Annotated in this window: 7 protein-coding genes, 5 tRNA genes and 3 riboswitches; of the genes, 10 read left to right on the plus strand and 2 right to left on the minus strand. The window is 59.5% G+C overall.

Features of this window, described 5'->3' with window-relative positions:
* The first annotated feature begins 199 nt into the window (after positions 1-199).
* Positions 200-287: riboswitch (cyclic di-GMP riboswitch) on the plus strand.
* A gap of 103 nt (positions 288-390) precedes the next feature.
* Positions 391-2,985, plus strand: coding sequence for a glycosyl hydrolase family 18 protein (locus ACB042_RS09535; protein ID WP_371178298.1), 2,595 nt, complete (start codon positions 391-393; stop codon positions 2,983-2,985).
* 130 nt (positions 2,986-3,115) lie between these two features.
* Here ACB042_RS09535 and ACB042_RS09540 read toward each other — a convergent pair whose 3' ends face one another.
* Positions 3,116-4,351, minus strand: a complete 1,236-nt coding sequence (locus ACB042_RS09540) for a sensor domain-containing diguanylate cyclase (protein ID WP_335832444.1) — start codon at positions 4,349-4,351, stop codon at positions 3,116-3,118.
* Positions 4,352-4,666: 315 nt separating this feature from the next.
* A riboswitch (cyclic di-GMP riboswitch) is annotated at positions 4,667-4,754 on the plus strand.
* A 104-nt stretch (positions 4,755-4,858) separates the two neighbouring features.
* Here ACB042_RS09540 and ACB042_RS09545 point away from each other — a divergent pair.
* From ACB042_RS09545 to ACB042_RS09580, 8 genes are all read left to right on the plus strand, one after another.
* A complete protein-coding gene (locus ACB042_RS09545; RefSeq protein ID WP_371178299.1) occupies positions 4,859-7,471 on the plus strand; it encodes a glycosyl hydrolase family 18 protein in 2,613 nt (870 codons plus the stop codon).
* Positions 7,472-7,544: 73 nt separating this feature from the next.
* Positions 7,545-10,526 (plus strand): M66 family metalloprotease, encoded by a 2,982-nt coding sequence (locus tag ACB042_RS09550; protein ID WP_371178300.1) that lies wholly within the window; start codon positions 7,545-7,547, stop codon positions 10,524-10,526.
* A 114-nt stretch (positions 10,527-10,640) separates the two neighbouring features.
* Positions 10,641-12,521, plus strand: a complete 1,881-nt coding sequence (locus ACB042_RS09555) for a glycoside hydrolase family 19 protein (protein ID WP_371178363.1) — start codon at positions 10,641-10,643, stop codon at positions 12,519-12,521.
* Positions 12,522-13,309: 788 nt separating this feature from the next.
* Positions 13,310-13,385 (plus strand) — tRNA-Ala (locus ACB042_RS09560).
* A gap of 28 nt (positions 13,386-13,413) precedes the next feature.
* Positions 13,414-13,489: transfer RNA gene (locus ACB042_RS09565), tRNA-Ala, on the plus strand.
* Between the two features lie 63 nt (positions 13,490-13,552).
* Positions 13,553-13,628, plus strand: a tRNA-Ala gene (locus ACB042_RS09570).
* A 48-nt stretch (positions 13,629-13,676) separates the two neighbouring features.
* Positions 13,677-13,752, plus strand: a tRNA-Ala gene (locus tag ACB042_RS09575).
* 34 nt (positions 13,753-13,786) lie between these two features.
* Positions 13,787-13,862: transfer RNA gene (locus ACB042_RS09580), tRNA-Ala, on the plus strand.
* Between the two features lie 171 nt (positions 13,863-14,033).
* On the opposite strand, the gene ACB042_RS09585 is transcribed toward ACB042_RS09580, so the two are convergent.
* Entirely contained in the window at positions 14,034-16,217 is a 2,184-nt protein-coding gene (locus ACB042_RS09585) for an ExeM/NucH family extracellular endonuclease (RefSeq protein ID WP_371178301.1), read from the minus strand.
* Between the two features lie 293 nt (positions 16,218-16,510).
* Positions 16,511-16,593, plus strand: a riboswitch (cyclic di-GMP riboswitch).
* 115 nt (positions 16,594-16,708) lie between these two features.
* Here ACB042_RS09585 and ACB042_RS09590 point away from each other — a divergent pair.
* Entirely contained in the window at positions 16,709-19,738 is a 3,030-nt protein-coding gene (locus ACB042_RS09590) for a glycosyl hydrolase family 18 protein (protein WP_371178302.1), read from the plus strand.
* Positions 19,739-19,842 lie beyond the last annotated feature (104 nt).

The following is a 19,842-nucleotide window of genomic DNA, read 5'->3' on the forward strand; positions in this document are numbered from 1 at the left end:
AAAACTGCGCAATGATCCCGTGGACCCTGGTCATGGATAAATGCCGAAAACAGAGATTTATTGGCGAAGATCTCTTCATCTTCCAGCGCAATCGCCGCCAGTTACAGTATTGGCTTGCCACTGTCGGTCAATGCCGACAGTGGCAGACCGGATTGGCTCACTCTATAGTCGGGATGCGATTTTTTGCATCGCAAATGAAGTAACCGAAGGGCAAACCGATCGCAAGATCGGGACGCTAAGCTTCCGGTCCAGGGATGAGCCGTACTTGAGATAGCGGGGCCACCACAGGTTGTTGTGCACCTTTGCCAAGAGGCCGCACTGCCGTCTGCGTTACCTGTCAGGGCGTAGCCCTTTTCGTTGCCAACATAACGAAATAGGGAAATATAAAAAATGCTAAGTCCAAAGCCTACCATGCTGGCCCTCGCGGTCGGTCTGTGCTGCGCCTCGTCCGCTTATGCTGCGGCGCCCGGCAAGCCCACCATCGGATGGGGCCCCACCAAGTTTTCCATCGTTGAAGTCGATCAGGCGGCCACTGCCTACAACAATCTGGTCAGGGTAAAGGATGCCGCCGATGTGGAGGTGAACTGGAACCTCTGGAGCGGCGATCTGGGCCAGAGTGCCAAGGTACTGCTCAATGGTCAGGAGGTGTGGTCCGGCCCCTCGGCCGCGGCGGGCAGCGCCAAATTCAAGGTGAAGAAAGGGGGGCGCTACCAGATGCAGGTGGCGCTGTGCAACGCCGATGGCTGTACCCTCTCTGATGCCAAGGAGATCGTGGTCGCCGATACCGACGGCAGTCATCTGGCGCCACTCAAGGCGCCGCTGCAGGAGAACAACAAGCCCTACGCCAACAAGTCGGGCAAGGTGGTGGGGACTTACTATGTGGAGTGGGGGGTCTATGGCCGCAAGTTTACGGTGGACAAGATCCCGGCCCAGAACCTGACCCATATCCTCTATGGTTTCACCCCCATCTGCGGCGGGGATGGCCTCAACGACAGCCTCAAGGAGATCGAAGGGAGCTTCCAGGCGCTGCAGCGGGCGTGTGCCGGTCGCGCCGACTTCAAGGTGGCGATGCACGATCCCTGGGCCGCCATCCAAATGCCGCAAGGCAACCTCACTGCCCATGACGAGCCCTACAAGGGCAACTTTGGCGCCCTGATGGCGCTCAAGCAGGCCTATCCGAACCTCAAGATCCTCCCCTCGGTCGGCGGTTGGACCCTCTCCGACCCCTTCTACTTCCTCGGTGACAAAACCAAGCGTGACGTGTTTGTCGGTTCGGTGAAAGAGTTCCTGCAGACCTGGAAGTTCTTCGACGGTGTGGATATCGACTGGGAGTATCCGGGCGGACAGGGTGCCAACCCGAAACTGGGTAGCCCGAGTGATGGTGCCACCTATGTGGCCCTGATGAAGGAGCTGCGTGCCATGCTCGACGAGCTGGAGGCCGAGACCGGTCGCCAGTATGAGCTCACCTCGGCCATTGGTGCGGGGGGTGACAAGATCCAGGATGTGGACTACAAGGCGGCCCAGCCCTACATGGACCACATCTTCATGATGACCTACGACTACAACGGTGCCTGGAGCAACACCGAGCTGGGTCACCAGACCAACCTCTATGCGGCGAGCTGGGACCCCGATACCAAGTACACCACCGACAAGGCGGTGAATCAGCTGCTGGCGCAGGGGGTTGAACCGGGCAAGCTGGTGGTCGGTGCCGCCATGTATGGCCGTGGCTGGACCGGGGTAAGCGGATATCAGGGCAACAACCCCTTCACCGGCAAGGCGACCGGCAAGGTGAAAGGCACCTGGGAGGACGGGGTGGTGGATTACCGCGACATCGTCAACAACCGGATGGGGGCGGGCTGGGAGAAGGGCTACGACGAGGTGGCCGAGGCGCCCTATCTCTTCAAGGCGGCGACCGGCGATCTCATCACCTATGACAACGAGCGCTCGGTCAAGGCCAAGGGGCAGTATGTGCTGGCCAGCAAGCTCGGTGGCCTCTTCTCCTGGGAGATCGATGCCGACAACGGCGACATCCTCAATGCCATGCATGAAGGGCTGGGCCACGGCGAGGGGACGACTCCACCAGCCAACAAGCCGCCATTGGCCAATGCAGGCAGTGACCTCAAGGTGACCGGCCCGACCGAGGTGACGCTGGATGGTTCGGCCTCACACGATCCGGAAAACAGCACTCTCAGCTACAGCTGGAAGCAGATCTCCGGCCCGCAGGCTGCCCTGCTTGATGCCACTCAGGCCAAGGCCCGTGTTGTACTCGATGCGGTGACTGCCGACATCAATCTGGTGTTCGAGCTGACGGTGACCGATGACCAGCAGTTGAGTGCCAAGGATCAGGTTGTTGTCACCAACAAGGCGCCGCAGGCCAATCTGGCGCCGGTGGTGAGTCTACCTGCTACGGCCTCTGTGGAGGCGGGCAAGCAGGTGACCATCAAGGCGACCGCCTCTGATCCGAACGGTGATCCACTCACTTATCAGTGGAGCGTGCCGGCAGGCATCACCGCAACGGGCCAGAACAGCGCCACTCTGGTGGTCACCGGCCCGAGCGTAACCAGTGACACCGGCTATGACCTGAGCGTCACCGTCTCCGACGGCGGGCTGGATGCCAGCGCGGCAACCCGTCTGACGGTCAAACCGGCCAGCAACGGCGGTGGTTGCACGGCGACCGATCCGGATGCGGCCAACTGGCCAGTCTGGAAAGCGGCAAGCACCTATAACAGCGGCGACAAGGTGAGCCACAACCAGCTGGTGTGGCAGGCCAAGTACTGGACCCAGGGCAACGAGCCGAGCCGCACCGCGGATCAGTGGCTGCTGGTGAGCAAGGTGCAACTGGGGTGGGATGCCAATGTGGCCTACAACGGTGGCGAGCTCACCACCCATAACGGCCGTCAGTGGAAGGCGCAGTACTGGACCAAGGGCAATGAGCCCGGCAAACACGACGTCTGGCAGGATGTGGGAGCCGCCAGCTGTAAATAAGCATTGAATGGTGGCGGGGCATGCCGGTCATGCCCCGTTTTTTCTCCCCGCTTCGCCACATTCTGGCGGGTCTGCCAACCGGTTTCCCCACCCAGCTTCTCTTTTGTGCCTGCAAAGCAGCCCTTCCGGGCTAGTGATTAATGCTCTCCCCGATAGCTGGCATCTGTGCCGCACGTTGCTCTTTGTGGTGCCGCTTGTGTTGGTACATGTCGGCATCGGCTATGGCAAACGCAGCGGCAAAGTCGCCGCGATAGGGGGCCATCCCCATGCTGCACGAGATAGTGGGGGAGGCGCTGGCCAGCATGGTGGTCAGCCTGGCCATCGCCTGTTGCAGCTCGGTCGGTGTCAGAGTGGTGAGCAGCACAAACTCATCCCCGCCGAAGCGGGCGGCAATCACCCCCTGACCGAAGTGCTGGCGTATGCCATCAGCGATAAGGCGCAGGGCCTGATCACCGGCCAAATGGCCACTGCTGTCATTGAGCTGCTTGAGATTATCCATGTCGATCAGCAGCAGGGTGCCTTCCGGCTGTCCCTGCAGAGCGAGTTCGAATTGCTGGCGATTGGCGAGCCCGGTCAGCTGGTCGGTATTGGCCAGCTGATAGATGCGGCGGGACTGCTGATAGATGGTGATGGCGTGGCGAATATCCCGCGCCAGGATCGCCATCAGGTGGCTGTCGTAGCGGGTAAAGGCATTACGTTTGCTGCTGTCCATATTGATCATGCCGTAGAGCTGACCATCGATATGGATCGGGGTCGCCAGCGTGGCCTGGATGGGCAGGTCGGTGCAGTTAACCAGCAGCTCTCTGTCCTGTTCGGACAGGGGCATGGTGGCGTTTATCTTCGACAGGTCGTTGATCAGCAGTGTTTTGTTGCAGCGCCCCTGAGTCAGCTTGTACTGAAAGGTGTGCTCCAGCGGCAGATTGATCCGCCGCAGTTTCACCAGATCCATGCCGATGGCGGCTTCATATCTCAACATGCCTGTGCCCGGCAGCAGCTTGATCAGGCAGCCCATCTCGGCTCCCGGGATCAACATCACGGCTCGTCTGAGCAGGTCCTCCAGAAAGGCCTCTTCGGTCTGGTATTGCGCCGAGTTGCGGGCCAGTTCGGCGGTGGTTTCGTTGATCTTGAGCGCCTCACTCAGATGCTGCCACTGGCGGTGCAGATGGTAGCGGTAGTGGCGATAGAGCCAGAAGGTGCAGATAAGGTAGCTCTGGACTAGCAAGGTGCTGGCAAGCGGCGCCCTTTGCCAGCCATTGAGGCTGTTGATAAGCCAGATCATCCCGGCCAGTGGCAAGGCATAAATCGTCAAACGAACAAATTTGTCGTATCTGGATAACCGGGTGCGTGAGGGCAATTCGCTGGGCATGAAGACACCTGCTGGCCATGCAAAGCGGCGATTATAAATTCATTAGTTGCGATACATATGGGTCTTTTGTCGCATATTGTTCTTACTCATTGATTTTTCTCAATTTGGTGTGATGCAGATCAAAAAAATGGTGTGAGGTATCTGGTTGGAGGTGATGAGATTATGTCTGCGTATCAGGCTGTTTTTTAAACATTAATTTCTTGAAAGTGGGTAATTGTCGGGGTTGGTAACTGGTGGGCTGGCAATGGTCCGATTTGCTTACTTATCAGAATTACCCTACAGTCAATCGGCGATTATTTATCGCCAGAAATAACGTTGTGACAAGGGCAAACCGATTGAAAAGTCGGGACGCAAAGCTTCCGGTCTAAGGGTCAAGACGACCTAGGATAGCGGGGCCACCACAGTAGAATGCAGGCTGCCTTTGCCAAGGGGTGGCCGTTTTTGTGTCACCTGTCGTGTTGCGTTGCCCTTTCGTTTTTCCCATAACGAAACGAAAAGGAAAGCAATATGCTAAGTCCAAAACCTGCACTGCTGGCCATGATGGTCGGCACCCTGCTCGCCTCCTCCGCCGCTTATGCGGCAGCTCCCGGCAAACCCGCTATCGGTTGGGGCCCCACCAAGTTTGCCATCGTCGAAGTCAGCCAGTCCGCGACCGCTTATAACGAGCTGGTCAAGGTGAAGGATGGCGCCGATGTGACCGTCACCTGGAATCTCTGGAACGGCGATATCGGCCAGACTGCCAAGGTGCTGCTGGATGGCAAGGAGGTGTGGTCCGGTCCCTCTTCCGCCGCGGGCACCGCCACCTTCAAGGTGCACAAGGGGGGCCGCTATCAGATGCAGGTCGCGCTATGCAACGGCGATGGCTGCACCCTGTCTGATGCCAAGGAGATCGTGGTCGCCGATACCGATGGCAGCCACCTTGCGCCGCTCAAGCCTGCCCTGCAGGAGAATAACAAACCCTATGTCAACAAGTCCGGCAAGGTGGTCGGTACCTACTATGTGGAGTGGGGGGTCTATGATCGCAACTTCACCGTGGACAAGCTGCCGGCCCAGAACCTGACCCATATCCTCTATGGCTTCACCCCGATCTGTGGCGGTGATGGCCTCAACGACAGCCTCAAAGAGATTGCCGGCAGCTTCCAGGCGCTGCAACGTGCCTGTGCCGGGCGCAAGGATTTCCAGGTCGCCATTCACGATCCTTGGGCTGCGCTGCAAAAAGGGCAGGGGTCACTGGTCGCCTGGGATGAGCCCTACAAGGGCAACTTCGGCAATCTGATGGCTCTCAAGCAGGCTTATCCGGACCTGAAGATCCTCCCCTCCGTCGGTGGCTGGACCCTTTCCGACCCCTTCTTCTTCATGCATGACAAGGCCAAGCGTGACGTGTTCGTCGCCTCGGTCAAAGAGTTCCTGCAGACCTGGAAGTTCTTCGACGGTGTCGACATCGACTATGAGTTCCCGGGCGGCGATGGTGCCAACCCCAATCTGGGGGACAAGACCAAAGATGGGGAAACCTATGTGCTGATCATGAAGGATCTGCGCGCCATGCTCGACGAGCTGGAGGCCGAGACCGGTCGCACCTATCAGCTCACCTCCGCCATCGGGGCCGGTTACGACAAGATTGAGGATGTGGATTACAAGGCTGCCCAGCAGTACATGGACCACCTCTTCGTGATGAGCTACGACTACAACGGTGCCTGGAGCAATACCTCCCTGGGTCATCAGGCCAACCTCTATCAGGCCACCAACGGCTCGGCCAACAAGCGCTACAACACTGATGCAGCGGTACAGCAACTGCTGGCGCAAGGGGTCGACTCGGAAAAGCTGGTGATCGGTGCCGCCGCCTACGGTCGCGGCTGGAAAGGGGTGAGCGGATATCAGGGCAACGATCCCTTTACCGGCACCGCCACCGGCAAGATCAAGGGCACCTGGGAAGATGGCGTGCTGGATTATCGCCACATCGTCAACAGCCATATGGGCGCAGGCTGGGAGTACAACTACGACGAGACTGCCGAAGCGGCCACCCTGTTCAAGCCCTCCACCGGCGAGCTGATCACCTATGACGACGAGCGCTCGGTCAAGGCGAAAGGCCAATACGTGCTGGCCAACAAGCTGGGCGGGCTCTTCTCCTGGGAGATCGATGCCGACAATGGCGACATCCTCAACGCCATGCACGAAGGACTCGGTCACGGTGAAGGGGTTACCCCGCCAGCCAACAAGCCGCCAGTGGCCAACGCGGGCAGCGATCTGAGTGTCACCGGCCCGACCGAGGTGACGCTGAACGGCTCTGCGTCACACGATCCGGAAAATGGCGCTCTCACCTATAGCTGGAGGCAAGTCTCCGGCCCGCAAGCCACCCTGCATGATGCGACTCAGGCCAAGGCCCGGGTTGTACTGGATGCCGTGGCAACCGACATCAATCTGGTGTTCGAGCTGACGGTGACCGATGACCATCAACTGACCGCCAGGGATGAGGTGGTGGTGACCAACAAGGCGCCACAGCCCAACCTGCCTCCTGTGGTCACTCTGCCCGCCAGCGTCAAGGTGGAAGAGGGCAAGCAGGTGACCATCACTGCCAAGGCATCCGACCCCAACGACGACGAGCTGATCTATCAATGGCAAGTGCCTGCCGGTATCACGGCGACCGGCCAGAACAGCGCCACCCTGGTGGTCACCGGCCCGGCGGTGGATGTCGAAACCGGTTATGACCTCTTTGTGACCGTCTCCGATGGCGCACTCGATGCCAACGCGGCCACCCGTCTCACCGTCACGCCAATCAACGAAGGTGGTGAGGGGGGCTCTTGCAGCACCACAGATCCGGAAGCGGCCAACGTTCCCGCATGGCAGGCCAGCAAGGTCTATAACGGTGGTGACAAGGTGAGCCATAACCAGCTGGTATGGCAGGCCAAGTACTGGACTCAGGGTAATGAGCCGAGCCGAGCCGCCGATCAGTGGGCGCTGGTGAGTCAGGTTGAGCTGGGTTGGAACGCAGCCGTTGCCTACAACGGCGGGGATCTCACCAACCACAACGGCCGTCAGTGGAAGGCCAAGTGGTGGACTCAAGGCAATGAGCCGGGCAAGCACGATGTCTGGCTGGATATCGGGGCAGCAAGCTGTAACTGAGGCCTCCTCACCGATGACGGGGCATGGCGACATGCCCCTCATTCCCGATAGCAATATGAACGAGAACCCGACAATGACCACAAATGTGACCCGAATTGCAGCCCTCATCATGGCAACCCTGGCGGCTGGCCCCCTGTCTGCCGCCACCTCGCCCCTGATATTCAATGACACGACCCCGCAAAGCGATCTTGCGGGCAGCCTGGCTGCCAGAGTGCAGTTTGCCCAGAGCCAGATCCTGCCGTCCCATCCCAAAGAGGGGGATCGCCAACCCATCCTGACCAGCCTGCGCAAGAGTCTGCTGCTGGTGCAACCGCTCCAGGCCGACGGGGTGACCCCGATGACAGTGGAGGCCCGTGACGGCAGCGGCACGCTGCTGGGCTCCCTGACCTTGTCACCGCCATCGGCGCTGCCCGAGACTGTCTATCACCTCGCGGGGGCTCCCGAAGGCGGAGTGAGCTTCGTCCCTGAGAGCGGTACCACTGCCATCATCAGCAACAGTGCTGATTTGGCCAAACTGAACGACAAGAGCGGCGCCTTCCTCAAGGATCGGCTGACTGGTCGCGCGCTGGTGGAGATCCAGACTGCCGACGGCCGCTGGGTTCGGGATATCTACCTGCCCGTGAGCCCGGAGCTGGAGGGCAAGATGGTGCGGATCCGCTCCAGTGCCGGTTATAACTCGACGGCCTTTTATGGTGAGCGACAGGTGACCGTCTCCCGTGGCCAGACCCTGCAGTTCAAGTTTGCCAATGGGCAGTGGTTCCGCGAGGGGGAGCTGGAGAACAACCGCATCACCTATGCAGCGGATACCTGGAGCGGCGAGCTGCCTGCCGAGTGGATCCAGCCCGGACTGAACCTCTCCGTTCGTCAGGGCAATCTCAGTGGTGAACTGCGTGACATCAAGGTCGGCGCCCCCGGCGAGCTGCTGTTGCACACTATCGACATCGGCATGCTCACTACACCACGGGATCGCTTTGCCTTTGCCAATGACAAGGAAGCCCATCGCGAATACTTCCAGACCATTCCGGCCAGCCGGATGATTGTCAGTCAGTATGCACCGCTCTCCCTGCCTGAGGTGATGCTGCCCAACGGCACATTGCTGACTGATTTTGACCCGAGCGAAGGGGGCTGGCATGGCGGCACCATGCGTCAGCGCATCGGCAAGGAGCTTATCTCCCACGGTATCGACAATGCCAACTACGGCATCAACAGCAGTGCCGGTGAAGGGGAGGGAAGCCATCCCTTTGTTGCGGCCCAGCTTACGGCGCACAACAGTCGCGGCAAGTATGCCAATGGAGTTCAGGTGCACGGAGGTTCCGGTGGCGGTGGCATCGTCACGCTGGATGATTCGCTGGGCAACGAGTTCAGCCACGAAGTGGGCCATAACTTCGGCCTTGGCCACTATGTGGATGGTTTCCGCGGCTCGGTTCATCGCAGTGCCGATCAGCTCAACTCCAGCTGGGGCTGGGACAGTGACAAACACCGTTTCATCCCCAACTTCTCGCCGACCCGCACCAATGAGGATGCCTGTCTGGATGACCAGTGCCAGCCACCGTTCGATGGCCGCAAGTTTGGCCACGATGCGATGGCGGGCGGCCGCCCCCTCTCCGGTGCCAACCGTTTCACCCTCTATACCCCCAATTCCGCCGCCATCATTCAGCGCTTCCTCGAGAGCAAGGCGGTGTTCGATGCCAACTCGGCCACCGGCTTTAGCAAGTGGAACAGTGCGACGGCCAGGATGGAGCCCTATCAGCACACAATCGAGGGGATCGAGAAGGTCGATGCCCCCATGGATGCCCTGAGCGAGGCAGGACTGAGTGCCCTGCTGGCGGATTACGACTTGGTCAGGGTCGCCATGTGGGATGGTCGCTGGACCCGTGATATCCGGGTACCGATTGCCTCTGCGGACAATCGGGGACGCAGTCTGACCATCGATCACGGGGCCGGTTACAACAGTCGCCTCTTTATCAACGGCAAGGAAATTGTGGTGAACCGGGGCTTCAAGAAGAGCTTCACCTCGGATGGCCAGAGCTGGGTGGAGGTCTCCCCCATCGATACCAAGGTTGCGCGCAAGCCCGAGCAGTTCGGCGTGCCGGTGACCACTTTGGTGGGCTATTACGATCCGCAAGGAGCCCTGCGCAGCTACATCTATCCGGCACTGCACGGCGCCTATGGCTTCACCTACCCGGATGACAGCAGCACCCTGTCCGGCAATGACTGCCAGTTGCAGGTGGAGACCCGCGATGGTCTGCAGCGCTTCAGGCTGGCCAATCACAGAGCGGCCAGTAGCGTCATGAACAAGTTCCACATCAACCTGCCCACCGCCAGCGAGCCCGGCCGCGCCACCATCCAGTGCCGTGGTCAGACACTGGTACAGCAGAGCTTGCTGCCACCGCAGCAGACTCTCTCCTTTACCGTCAACGGGCGGCCGCTGGAGCAGGGCGTGGTTGAGAACCAGCCTCCGGTGGTGACCGTACCGGCGCAGCTCGGCGGCATCGGCGGTGAGTGGCTGACCATCACTGCCGAGGCGAGCGATCCCGAGGGGGATGCACTCAGCTACCGCTGGCACTTCCCGGCGGGCTGGCAGGCGGAAGGCGAGGCCAGTGCCAACCTGCGTCTGCTGCCGCCGGCAGTCACCACCAGCGAGCAGCATGAGCTGAGTGTGAGCGTCTCGGATGGGATACATCAAAGCGAAGGGCGCGTCGTGCTGACGCTGGAGCCCGTGGTCGACGGCTCTTGCAACACCACAGATCCGGAAGCGGCCAATGTTCCCGTATGGCAGGCCAGCAAGGTCTATAACGGCGGCGACAAGGTGAGCCACAACCAGCTGGTATGGCGTGCCAAGTATTGGACTCAGGGCAATGAACCGGGCCGCGTCGCCGATCAGTGGGCGCTGGCGAGTCAGGTTGAGCTGGGCTGGAGCGCGACCGTTGCCTACAACGGCGGTGAGCTGACCAACCACAACGGCCGTCAGTGGAAGGCCAAGTGGTGGACTCAAGGCAACGAGCCGGGCAAACACGATGTCTGGCTGGATGTCGGGGCGGCAAGCTGCCCCTAGGTTGAGTCCATGATGAAGATGGCGGAGCCTGTTCAGGCAGGCTCCGCCTTTTGCCACAAAACCATAGAGAGCAACAATAATGAAAAAAACCGCATCACCCTTCTGCTTGCCGGCATGATGCTGAGCGGCCACCTGTGGGCGGCCGAGGCATACGACATCAACAAATCCTACCCGGGCGGCAGCCAGGTCAATTACAACGGCCAGGTTTTCGAGGCCAAGTGGTGGGTCAACCCGGGTCAGACTCCGGGCATGGCGGCCGCCAATGAGTGGGATACCCCGTGGAAGCTTGTCGGCGAAGGGGAAGTGACCCCGCCGGACACCGGCGGCGATGACAAGCCCAATCCGCCGACGCCAACTCCACCGGATGGCAGCACTACCCCCGTCTATATGAGCCAGGCCGAGTTGGATGCCAAAGAGAAGGCGCTGACCGACTTCCCGGCGATGGAAGCGGTCAAGGCCTCCATCGCTACCCGGGACAATCTGGTGGTCGAGGCGGTGCTGCCGGGCCGTGCCGACAACCCTGGCAACGTCAAGCGGGTCGAAAGCCTGCTGAGCGAGAGCCAGTTCAACTACCTCTTCCCGCTGCGCGCCCCCGAGTACACCTATCGTGGCCTGTTGCAGGCGGCGGCCAAGTTCCCGGCCCTGTGCAGCGACTACAGCGACGGCCGCGATGCTGACGCCATCTGCCGCAAGACTCTGGCGACCATGTTCGCTCACTTCGCTCAGGAGACCGGCGGCCATGAAAACTGGCGCCCGGAAGCCGAGTGGCGTCAGGCGCTGGTCTACGTGCGCGAGATGGGATGGAATGAGACCATGCGCGGCGGTTACAACGCCGAGTGCCGTCCCGATGTGTGGCAGGGTCAGCAGTGGCCGTGCGGTACGTTCGACAATGGCGAGTTCAAGAGCTACTTTGGCCGCGGTGCCAAGCAGCTCTCCTACAACTACAACTACGGCCCCTTCTCCGAGGCAATGTTCGGCACGGTACGCACCCTGCTCGACCGCCCCGATCTGGTGGCCGACACCTGGCTGAACCTCGCCAGCGCGGTGTTCTTCTATACCTATCCGCAGCCGCCCAAGCCTTCCATGCTCCATGTCATCGATGGCACCTGGCAGCCGAATGACCATGACAAGCAGAACGGTCTGGTGCCGGGCTTCGGGGTCACTACCCAGATCATCAACGGCGGGGTGGAGTGCGGCGGTCCGGTCGAGCACGCCCAGTCCCAGAATCGCATCAACTACTACCGCGAGTTTGCCAACTACCTCGGGGTGGCGGTGCCATCTGACGAGGTGCTGGGTTGCAAGAACATGAAGGTGTTTGACGACAATGGCGCCGGTGCCTTGCCCATCTATTGGGAGCAGGACTGGATCTATGTGGCAGAGAACCCCAACGGCGGCAAGAGTTACGCTTGCAAGCTGGTGGGCTACCAGACCCGCTTCAGCGCCTTCAAGGCAGGGGATTACAGCCGCTGTGTTCAGCACTTCTATCCGGAGGTGGTGATCGAGGATAACGGCGGTGGCACCAACCTGCCACCAGTGGCCAATATCACTGGCCCGGCGCAGGCCGAAGGTGGCAGCAAGGTGACTCTCTCCGGCCAGCACTCCAGCGATCCGGAAGGCAAGCCGCTCTCCTATGCCTGGACTATCCCGGCTGGAGCTTCTGCGCCTGCGCTGGATCAGGTGACGCTGGAGTTGACTCTGCCCACGCCGGCCAGCGATACCAAACTGGATATCAAACTGACGGTCACAGATGAAGGTAATCTGAGCCGCAGCACTACCCATAGCCTGCTGGTGAAAGGGGAGGAGGGGGGCGTAACGCCGCCTGACTATCCAGCCTATAAAGAGGGGACTCCCTACAAGGCGGGCGAGCGGGTCAGCAATAGCGGTGCCAGCTACGAGTGCAAACCGCATCCCTACACCGGCTGGTGTGCCGGTGCCGCCTGGGCCTATGAGCCGGGCAAGGGGACGGCCTGGGCCGATGCATGGATCAAGCTCTGAGCCGTTTCAGGGTTACAAGGTTTGCCGACAAGCCAGCGCACTATCTGGTGTAATCACAGTCTGGAGCAATAAAAGATGGGGCCTGCGGGCCCCATTCTTGTTTGGTGGAGTTCAGGTTTGGCCGTGGAACATCTGGCCCGGACAGGACAGCGCCTCGAAAGGGCTGTGTGATGATGTGTGTTGTTTTTTTATTACATTTTCCGTGAAAGGCTTTCAGCAATTACTTGCCGTAGCGGAAGTAGTATTCACGGGTGGAGGGGGCATAGGCATCTTTCTCTACAAAGCCGTTCTTGGTGGTTGCACCGCGCAGGTGGAACAGGACTGCCAGATTCTCAAACATGGTTTACCTCATCGCTCTGTCATTTATGGTTATGGTGTGTGACCTGGGTCACGGTTTGATCCTATGGTCATTTGTGAGCCAGATCAACTTTCGGTGTTGTAAATTTACAAAAATCATGGAAAGGGTTTTCAAATGCAATGCCCTTTATGGAAAGGCTTTCCCGAGGTGACGGGGGAGAAGCTGACGATCAGCCTGCAAAAGATGCCTGAGAGCGGGGGCGTTGCACGGGGAAAGAGGCTTGCTGCACGGCCTCTCCTTTATAGGGGCTTGAGCCGATTTATGACATAAAACAGAGAGATAGCACGCGTCTTGCTGGTAAAAACAGCGAACTGCTGCAATTTTGACTAAACGAATCAGTCGCGGTTATTTTAGGGTTGACAGCAAAGCGGGTGATGCCTATCATGCGCCTCCGTTGCCGGAGATAACTTCGTCAGCGCCGAGGTGAGTTGGGGTTATAGCTCAGCTGGGAGAGCGCTTGCATGGCATGCAAGAGGTCCGCGGTTCGATCCCGCGTAGCTCCACCAAATTCTCCTCGAACAATCTGGAATCAAAGGGGTTATAGCTCAGCTGGGAGAGCGCTTGCATGGCATGCAAGAGGTCCGCGGTTCGATCCCGCGTAGCTCCACCAGATTCTTGATTGTGATTGAATACCCAGGGCAGTGTGGTGTGTATCACCCAAGCCGACCTTTGTGGGGTTATAGCTCAGCTGGGAGAGCGCTTGCATGGCATGCAAGAGGTCCGCGGTTCGATCCCGCGTAGCTCCACCACTATTTAGGATGAATGGCCGCCAGAACCATTTATTCAGTACCGAATTTGGGGTTATAGCTCAGCTGGGAGAGCGCTTGCATGGCATGCAAGAGGTCCGCGGTTCGATCCCGCGTAGCTCCACCAAATTCAGAGTGACTGCCGGTCATTCACAAAAATCGGGGTTATAGCTCAGCTGGGAGAGCGCTTGCATGGCATGCAAGAGGTCCGCGGTTCGATCCCGCGTAGCTCCACCAAATTCTTGTTACAAGAAACAAAAAGGCCACCGCATCGCGGTGGCCTTTTTGTTTTCTCCATCATTTATTTTCTCCATACGTCCGCCCCTTTCATTTGTAAATCCAATGACCTGAATGAAAAAGCCCGCGAGAGTCGCGGGCTTTGCTTGCACTATTCAAATTCGCCTGTGGTTAACGGCGACGTCGCCAGGCCAGTGGTAACAGGGCCAGCAGGCCGAGTCCCAGTGCACCACCGCCTGAGGAGGTGTCCGGTTTGGTGGCATCGCTCTCCAGTCTCAGGTCGACGATGATGGGATCATGGTCGGAGGCACTGAAGGGGTTGTCAGACTTGAGCAGGGAGCCGGTGTACTGGCTGCCGTATTCGAACAGGGAGCTCTCGAAGGAGTTGATGTGCCAGTCGGCGACACCTGCCACCTTGCTGGCCAGCGCCGGGTTGGCGAGGGCGTAGTCCAGGGTGCCCAGCTCCCCGTCGTAGCTGTAGGAGATGGCTTTCTCCTTGTTGAATTTGACGTTGAGATCGATCAGGCCGTAGCTGCGAGTCACTTCGCGACCGAGCTGTTCATAGGACTGCTCACCGATAAAGGTGTGAGAGGCCGATACGATCTTCCGCTCGCTGGTGGCCGGGTTGTAGTCGGTCAGCACCCGGATCGGATCTTCCTTGGCGTAGGAGTTGAAGTCGCCAACCAGCAGCACCTGGCCCGGCAGTTTGCTGACCGCCTCACCCAGCACCTTGGCGGCAGAGACCCGGAACTCGGTGCACTTGCCCTGCAGATCGGCCGGTTCTGTCTTGCCATCGCCATTTTCGTAGCAGCCTGACCCTTTGGATTTGAGGTGGTTGACCACCAGCGTCAGCGGTTCCTTGCTCTTGGCGAGGGTGAAGGTCTGAACCAGAGAATCGCGCTGACCGGCTGTCTTGGCCACACCACCAGTGGTGTAGCGCTGCTCAGGCAGCTTGATGACGCTGGCATCTCCGCTGGGGGTGAGCAGGGCAGGACGGTAGATCATCGCCACCATGATGGCGTCTCCGCCGAAGAACTTGCCATCGGTAAGGGCAGTGACCGGCAGACGCACATAGGCGTAGTGTTTGCTCGCATCCTTCTGCTGCTCGTTGAGGCGGGTCACCAGATTGTGGAGGGCCGAGTTATCCTCGAAGCCGTTGTTCTCCATCTCCATCAGGCCGAGCAGATCGGCATCCATTGCGGTAATGGCATTGACGATCTTGGTGCGCTGCTTCTCGAACTCAGGCTGGCTCTTGGCACCCCGGTTGCAACCTTTGGCGTTGTCGGCATCCGCCTGATCCTTGCACAGGATATTGAGTGCGCCGCCGATGCTGGAGTGGCTGGTGAAGTAGTTGAGCACGTTGAAGCTGCCGATCCGCAGATCGCTGCCAGCGAGGCGAGCCGGCGCGTCTTGACGATCCTCTTCAGGGCTGCGCAGCAGGGCACCGGCAGTCAGGGTGATATCGCTCGGTACCACCAGACGGAAGGCATCCTTGTTATAGACGATCACCCCCTCCAATCCATTTAGCTGATCACCAATGCGCAGATATCCCTGATCGGCATCCCAGCTCGGGAACCAGGGCAGTACGCCATCTGGTGCTTTGTAATCAGACTCAACTACCAGACGGTTGCTGCCATTTTTGGTGGCCAGTGCGACAGCGTCCGCACTGTTGGCAACATGAAGTTGGGTCGGTTTGATCAGCGGGGTTTTGTGGGCCAACTCTACGTTGTTGCGATAGACCTTGTAGTCGAAGCCGTAGTTGCGGGTCAGGTGCAGGTCACTGCTGCTGTCGAGACGTACCCGCATCCCTTCGTGGCGATTGAGCGCTTGCGCCAGCGTCTCCTCTTCATTGACCTGTAGTACGCTGGTCGGCACATTCAGCCCTTGTGCGGTGACTTGCAGGCGGGCTTTGCTGGATTCGAAGGTGGGCTTGAGCTGAGTGCCGCCGTAATACTCCTCGACCTTGGCTTCGAGGCAGAGTTCAGCCCCCGGTTTGATGTCTTTATATTTGGTCGCGAAGTCCTTGTCGTTCAGATAGACAAAGATGCCATCAGAGGTGGCCGGATTGCCATCGCCCACCGGGTCGGTCAGATAGAAACCCTTGGTCAGGCTTTGGCCCAGCGTCGTCACGATACCGCGAACGTTGAAGGTGCCCGTGCTGATTTTGCCGGTCACGTTACCGTTCTTGTCGGTCACGGTCTGGGTGGCCAGCGCGCTGGCGGAGCCTGTGCCCTGAATGGTCGGGATGGGAGTGAGTTGAGCCGGATCGGACGGGCAGACAAATGCCGCATGGGCGCCTGAGGATGCAAGTGCCAGCCCCACGGCTAGCGACAGCAGGGTACGAGTACCTTTCATAGGTGTTCCTTTTTTATTTTTGCCAGTGATTCCATAGCCTTGGCTCGTTGACCAAGGGCGCGCATTGTCACATTTCTGGCATGTCATACCAGTGAGCCAACGCACATTAAATGAATCTGGGAAGGTGTGGGAAAGCGTTTTTATGATCCCAGTAACGATATGATTTTTTTGATAATTCAATCAATTTTAACCCTGTGATCATGACGCTTTCGTGGCGGGGGATAATTCTCTTTGAGAATAAAGATTGAGGGGATCTTGTCGCCTTCCTATACTGGGTTCGTTCCTCACGGAACCCAGGTAAAGGGCAAACCGGCAGTGATGCCGGGGCGCAATGCTTCCGGTCTCGATCGTGGATCCAGATAGCGGGGTTTCCCTGGGTGAGGGGTGGTTTTTGTGGCAGGTCCATTGCCAGTTGTCTGCGCCCATCATGCAGGTTGCGATTGTTCTTTGCCTTGGTGACCAAGCCAAGACAAAACAAGGAAGATAACAATATGCAACAGCTCTTCAGACCCAGCAGGCTTGCCATGCTGGTCGCCCTTGCGGCCGCGCCCGCGTGGGCTCAGGCCGCTTATCCCGCCTATAAATCCGGAACTGCCTACAAGGCTGGCGATATCGTCAGCAACGTCGGTGCCCTCTACGAGTGCAAAGAATTCCCCTATTCAGGCTGGTGCGGGGCATCCCCCTATCACTATGAGCCGGGGGTGGGGGTGGTCTGGGCAGATGCCTGGAAGCCCTATGGTGGCGAGGTGCCTCCTCCTGCACTCGGCGTAGCCGTCAGCTCGCCAGCTGCTGGTGCCAGCTTCAACGAAGGTAGCAGTGTGGCGCTGGCGGTGACCTTGAGCGGCCCGGTGACGGCGCTGGTTAAAGTGGAATACCTTGTCGACGGCAAGCTGGTGGCCACGGCCAGCGCCTCGCCCTGGAGTGCCAGCTGGAGCGCCGCCGGAGTGGGAGGCCATACCCTCAAGGCTCGCGCGCTGGATAAAGATGGCAAGGTACTGAGCGAGGCGGATTCGAGCTTCAACGTCGCCGCCGTGGTGGCGCCGGAGGCGCCCAAGGCGAGCATCAGCAGCCCGGCCAGCGGCGCCAAGGTGACGCTGGGTCGCAGTGTGGCGGTGAGCGGCAATGTCACCGATGCCAACAACGATGTGGCCAAAGTCGAGCTCTATGTCGACGGCAAGAAGGTGGGCGAAGATACCACTGCCCCCTGGCAGGTGAACTGGACGCCGGATGTCAAAGGCAGTGCCGCCCTCAAGCTGGTGGCCACTGACAAGACCAATCTGAGCGGCGAGTCGGCGGCGGTGACCGTCAATGTCGAGGAGGCCGCGCTGCCGCCCACCGGTGGCAACCTCTCTTGTGACATTCGCCAGATCTATCGCCCGGATGGCTACGAGTGCATGGGGGATGACCATGCCCGCCGGGTCATCGGCTACTTCACCTCCTGGCGCACCGGCAAGAACGGCCTGCCCGCCTATCTGGTGAGCGATATTCCATGGAACAAGATCACCCACATCAACTACGCCTTCGCGGCGGTGGATGAGCAGAGCCACACCATCAAGGTGGACGATGCAGCCACCAAGATGACCTGGGATGGCGTGCCGGGTGCCGAGATGGATCCTGAATTCGCCTACAAGGGCCACTTCAACCTGCTGTCGAAGTACAAGAAGCAGTATCCGGACGTGAAGACCCTGATCTCGGTCGGCGGCTGGGCCGATACCCGCGGCTTCTACACCGCCACTACCAAGGGTGACTGCTCGGTCAATGTTGCCGGTATCAATACCCTGGCTGACTCGGCGGTGAGTTTTATCCGCCAGTACGGTTTTGACGGGGTCGATATCGACTACGAATACCCCACCTCGATGAAGGATGCGGGCAACCCCAACGACTTCCCGCTCTCCAACCAGTGCCGGGCCAAGCTGTTTGCCAACTACGAGGTGCTGATGAAGACCTTGCGGGCGCGGCTCGACAACGCCGGTAACGAAGATGGTCGCAAGTATATGCTGACCATCGCCTCACCGGCCTCGGCCTATCTGCTGCGCGGGATGGAGAACTTCCAGGTCACCCAGTACCTCGACTACGTCAACCTGATGACCTATGACTTCCACGGTGCCTGGAACCACTTTGTCGGTCACAACGCGGCCCTGTTCGACAACAATGCCGACCCCGAGCTCTCCCATTGGGGCGTCTATACCCAGACCCAGTTTGGCGGTATCGGTTACCTCAACGCGGCCTGGTCTGCCCACTATTTCCGCGGTGCGCTGGCGGCTGGCAAGCTCAACGTTGGCGTGCCCTATTACACCCGCGGTTGGCAGGGGGTGAGCGGTGGCAGTCACGGGTTGGGTGGTAAGGCAGCCCTGCCGAGTCAAAGTGATTGTCAGCCGGGCACAGGTGGCAGCACCATTCCGTGCGGCAACGGGGCGGTCGGCATCGACAACATCTGGCATGATCTGGACAAGAATGGCAAAGAGATCGGCGGTGGCGCCGTGCCCATGTGGCATGCCAAGAACCTGGAGCATGCGGCCAGCCTCGGCATCACCACATTGCCAAGTTATGGCACTGCCTGGGGTCTGGATCCCAACAATCCGGCTCACGTGATGCAGGGCAAGTATGTGCGTTACTACGATGACAAGGCTCACGCGCCCTGGCTGTGGAATGAAGAGAAGAAGGTGTTCCTCTCAACCGAAGATGAAGAGTCCATGGGCCACAAGCTCGACTACATCATCAAGCGCGGTCTGGGTGGCGTGATGTTCTGGGAGATGGCGGGTGATTACTCCTTCGATCCGGCCAAGAACGAGTACGGCATGGGCAGTACCCTGACCACCCTGGCTTATGAGAAGTTTGCCAAGGCAACTCCGTACAACACCAAGCAAAACGATCTGGCCGCGCCGAGCGCCCAGCTCGACATCCAGGTCAGCCTCTCCGGCTTCAAGGAAGGGGACTCCAACTATCCGATCAACCCGAAACTCAAGCTGGTCAACAAGTCGACCCAGACTATTCCGGGCGGCGTGCGCATCGAGTTTTTGGTGCCCACCTCCACCTCTGACACCATCACGGATCAGAGTGGCATGGGCCTGAAGGTGGTGGAGAGCGGTGGCAACGACAACTCGGAAGGTATTGCCAATGAGAAGGATTTCCACAAGGTCGCCATGAACCTGCCGGGCTGGCAGACTCTGGCGCCAGGGGCCGAGATTGAAGTCGCCATGACCTACTACCTGCCCGCCGCTGGCGTGCCAAGCGGTATGCGCATCATCAGCGGCAGCCAGACCATTGGTCTCAAGGCCGAGTTCCCGACCTTGCCGGAGGCCGTGCTGGGCTCGGGTGGTGGCGAGAATCCGGGTACCAGCTGCAGCAGCCAGAACGTCAATCCGGCGGCCTACAAGGCCTATCCGAGCTGGCCACAGGGGGATCATGCCAATGGCGGCGATCGCATCACCCATAACAAGGTGGTGTGGCAAGCAAACTGGTGGACCAGCAGCGAGCCCAAGGCAACCGATGGCAGCTGGAAGTCTGTCTGTAGCTATTGATTTTAAAATCAATGAGATAAGTGAGGCTTCGGCCTCACTTTTTTTGTCTGGTTGGTCGCTCTGGTTGAAAATGCGCCTGCCTTTCCTGGCGGGCAGCCTCTATA

Source organism: Aeromonas sp. S13(2024) (assembly GCF_041402405.1).
Lineage (GTDB): Bacteria > Pseudomonadota > Gammaproteobacteria > Enterobacterales > Aeromonadaceae > Aeromonas > Aeromonas veronii.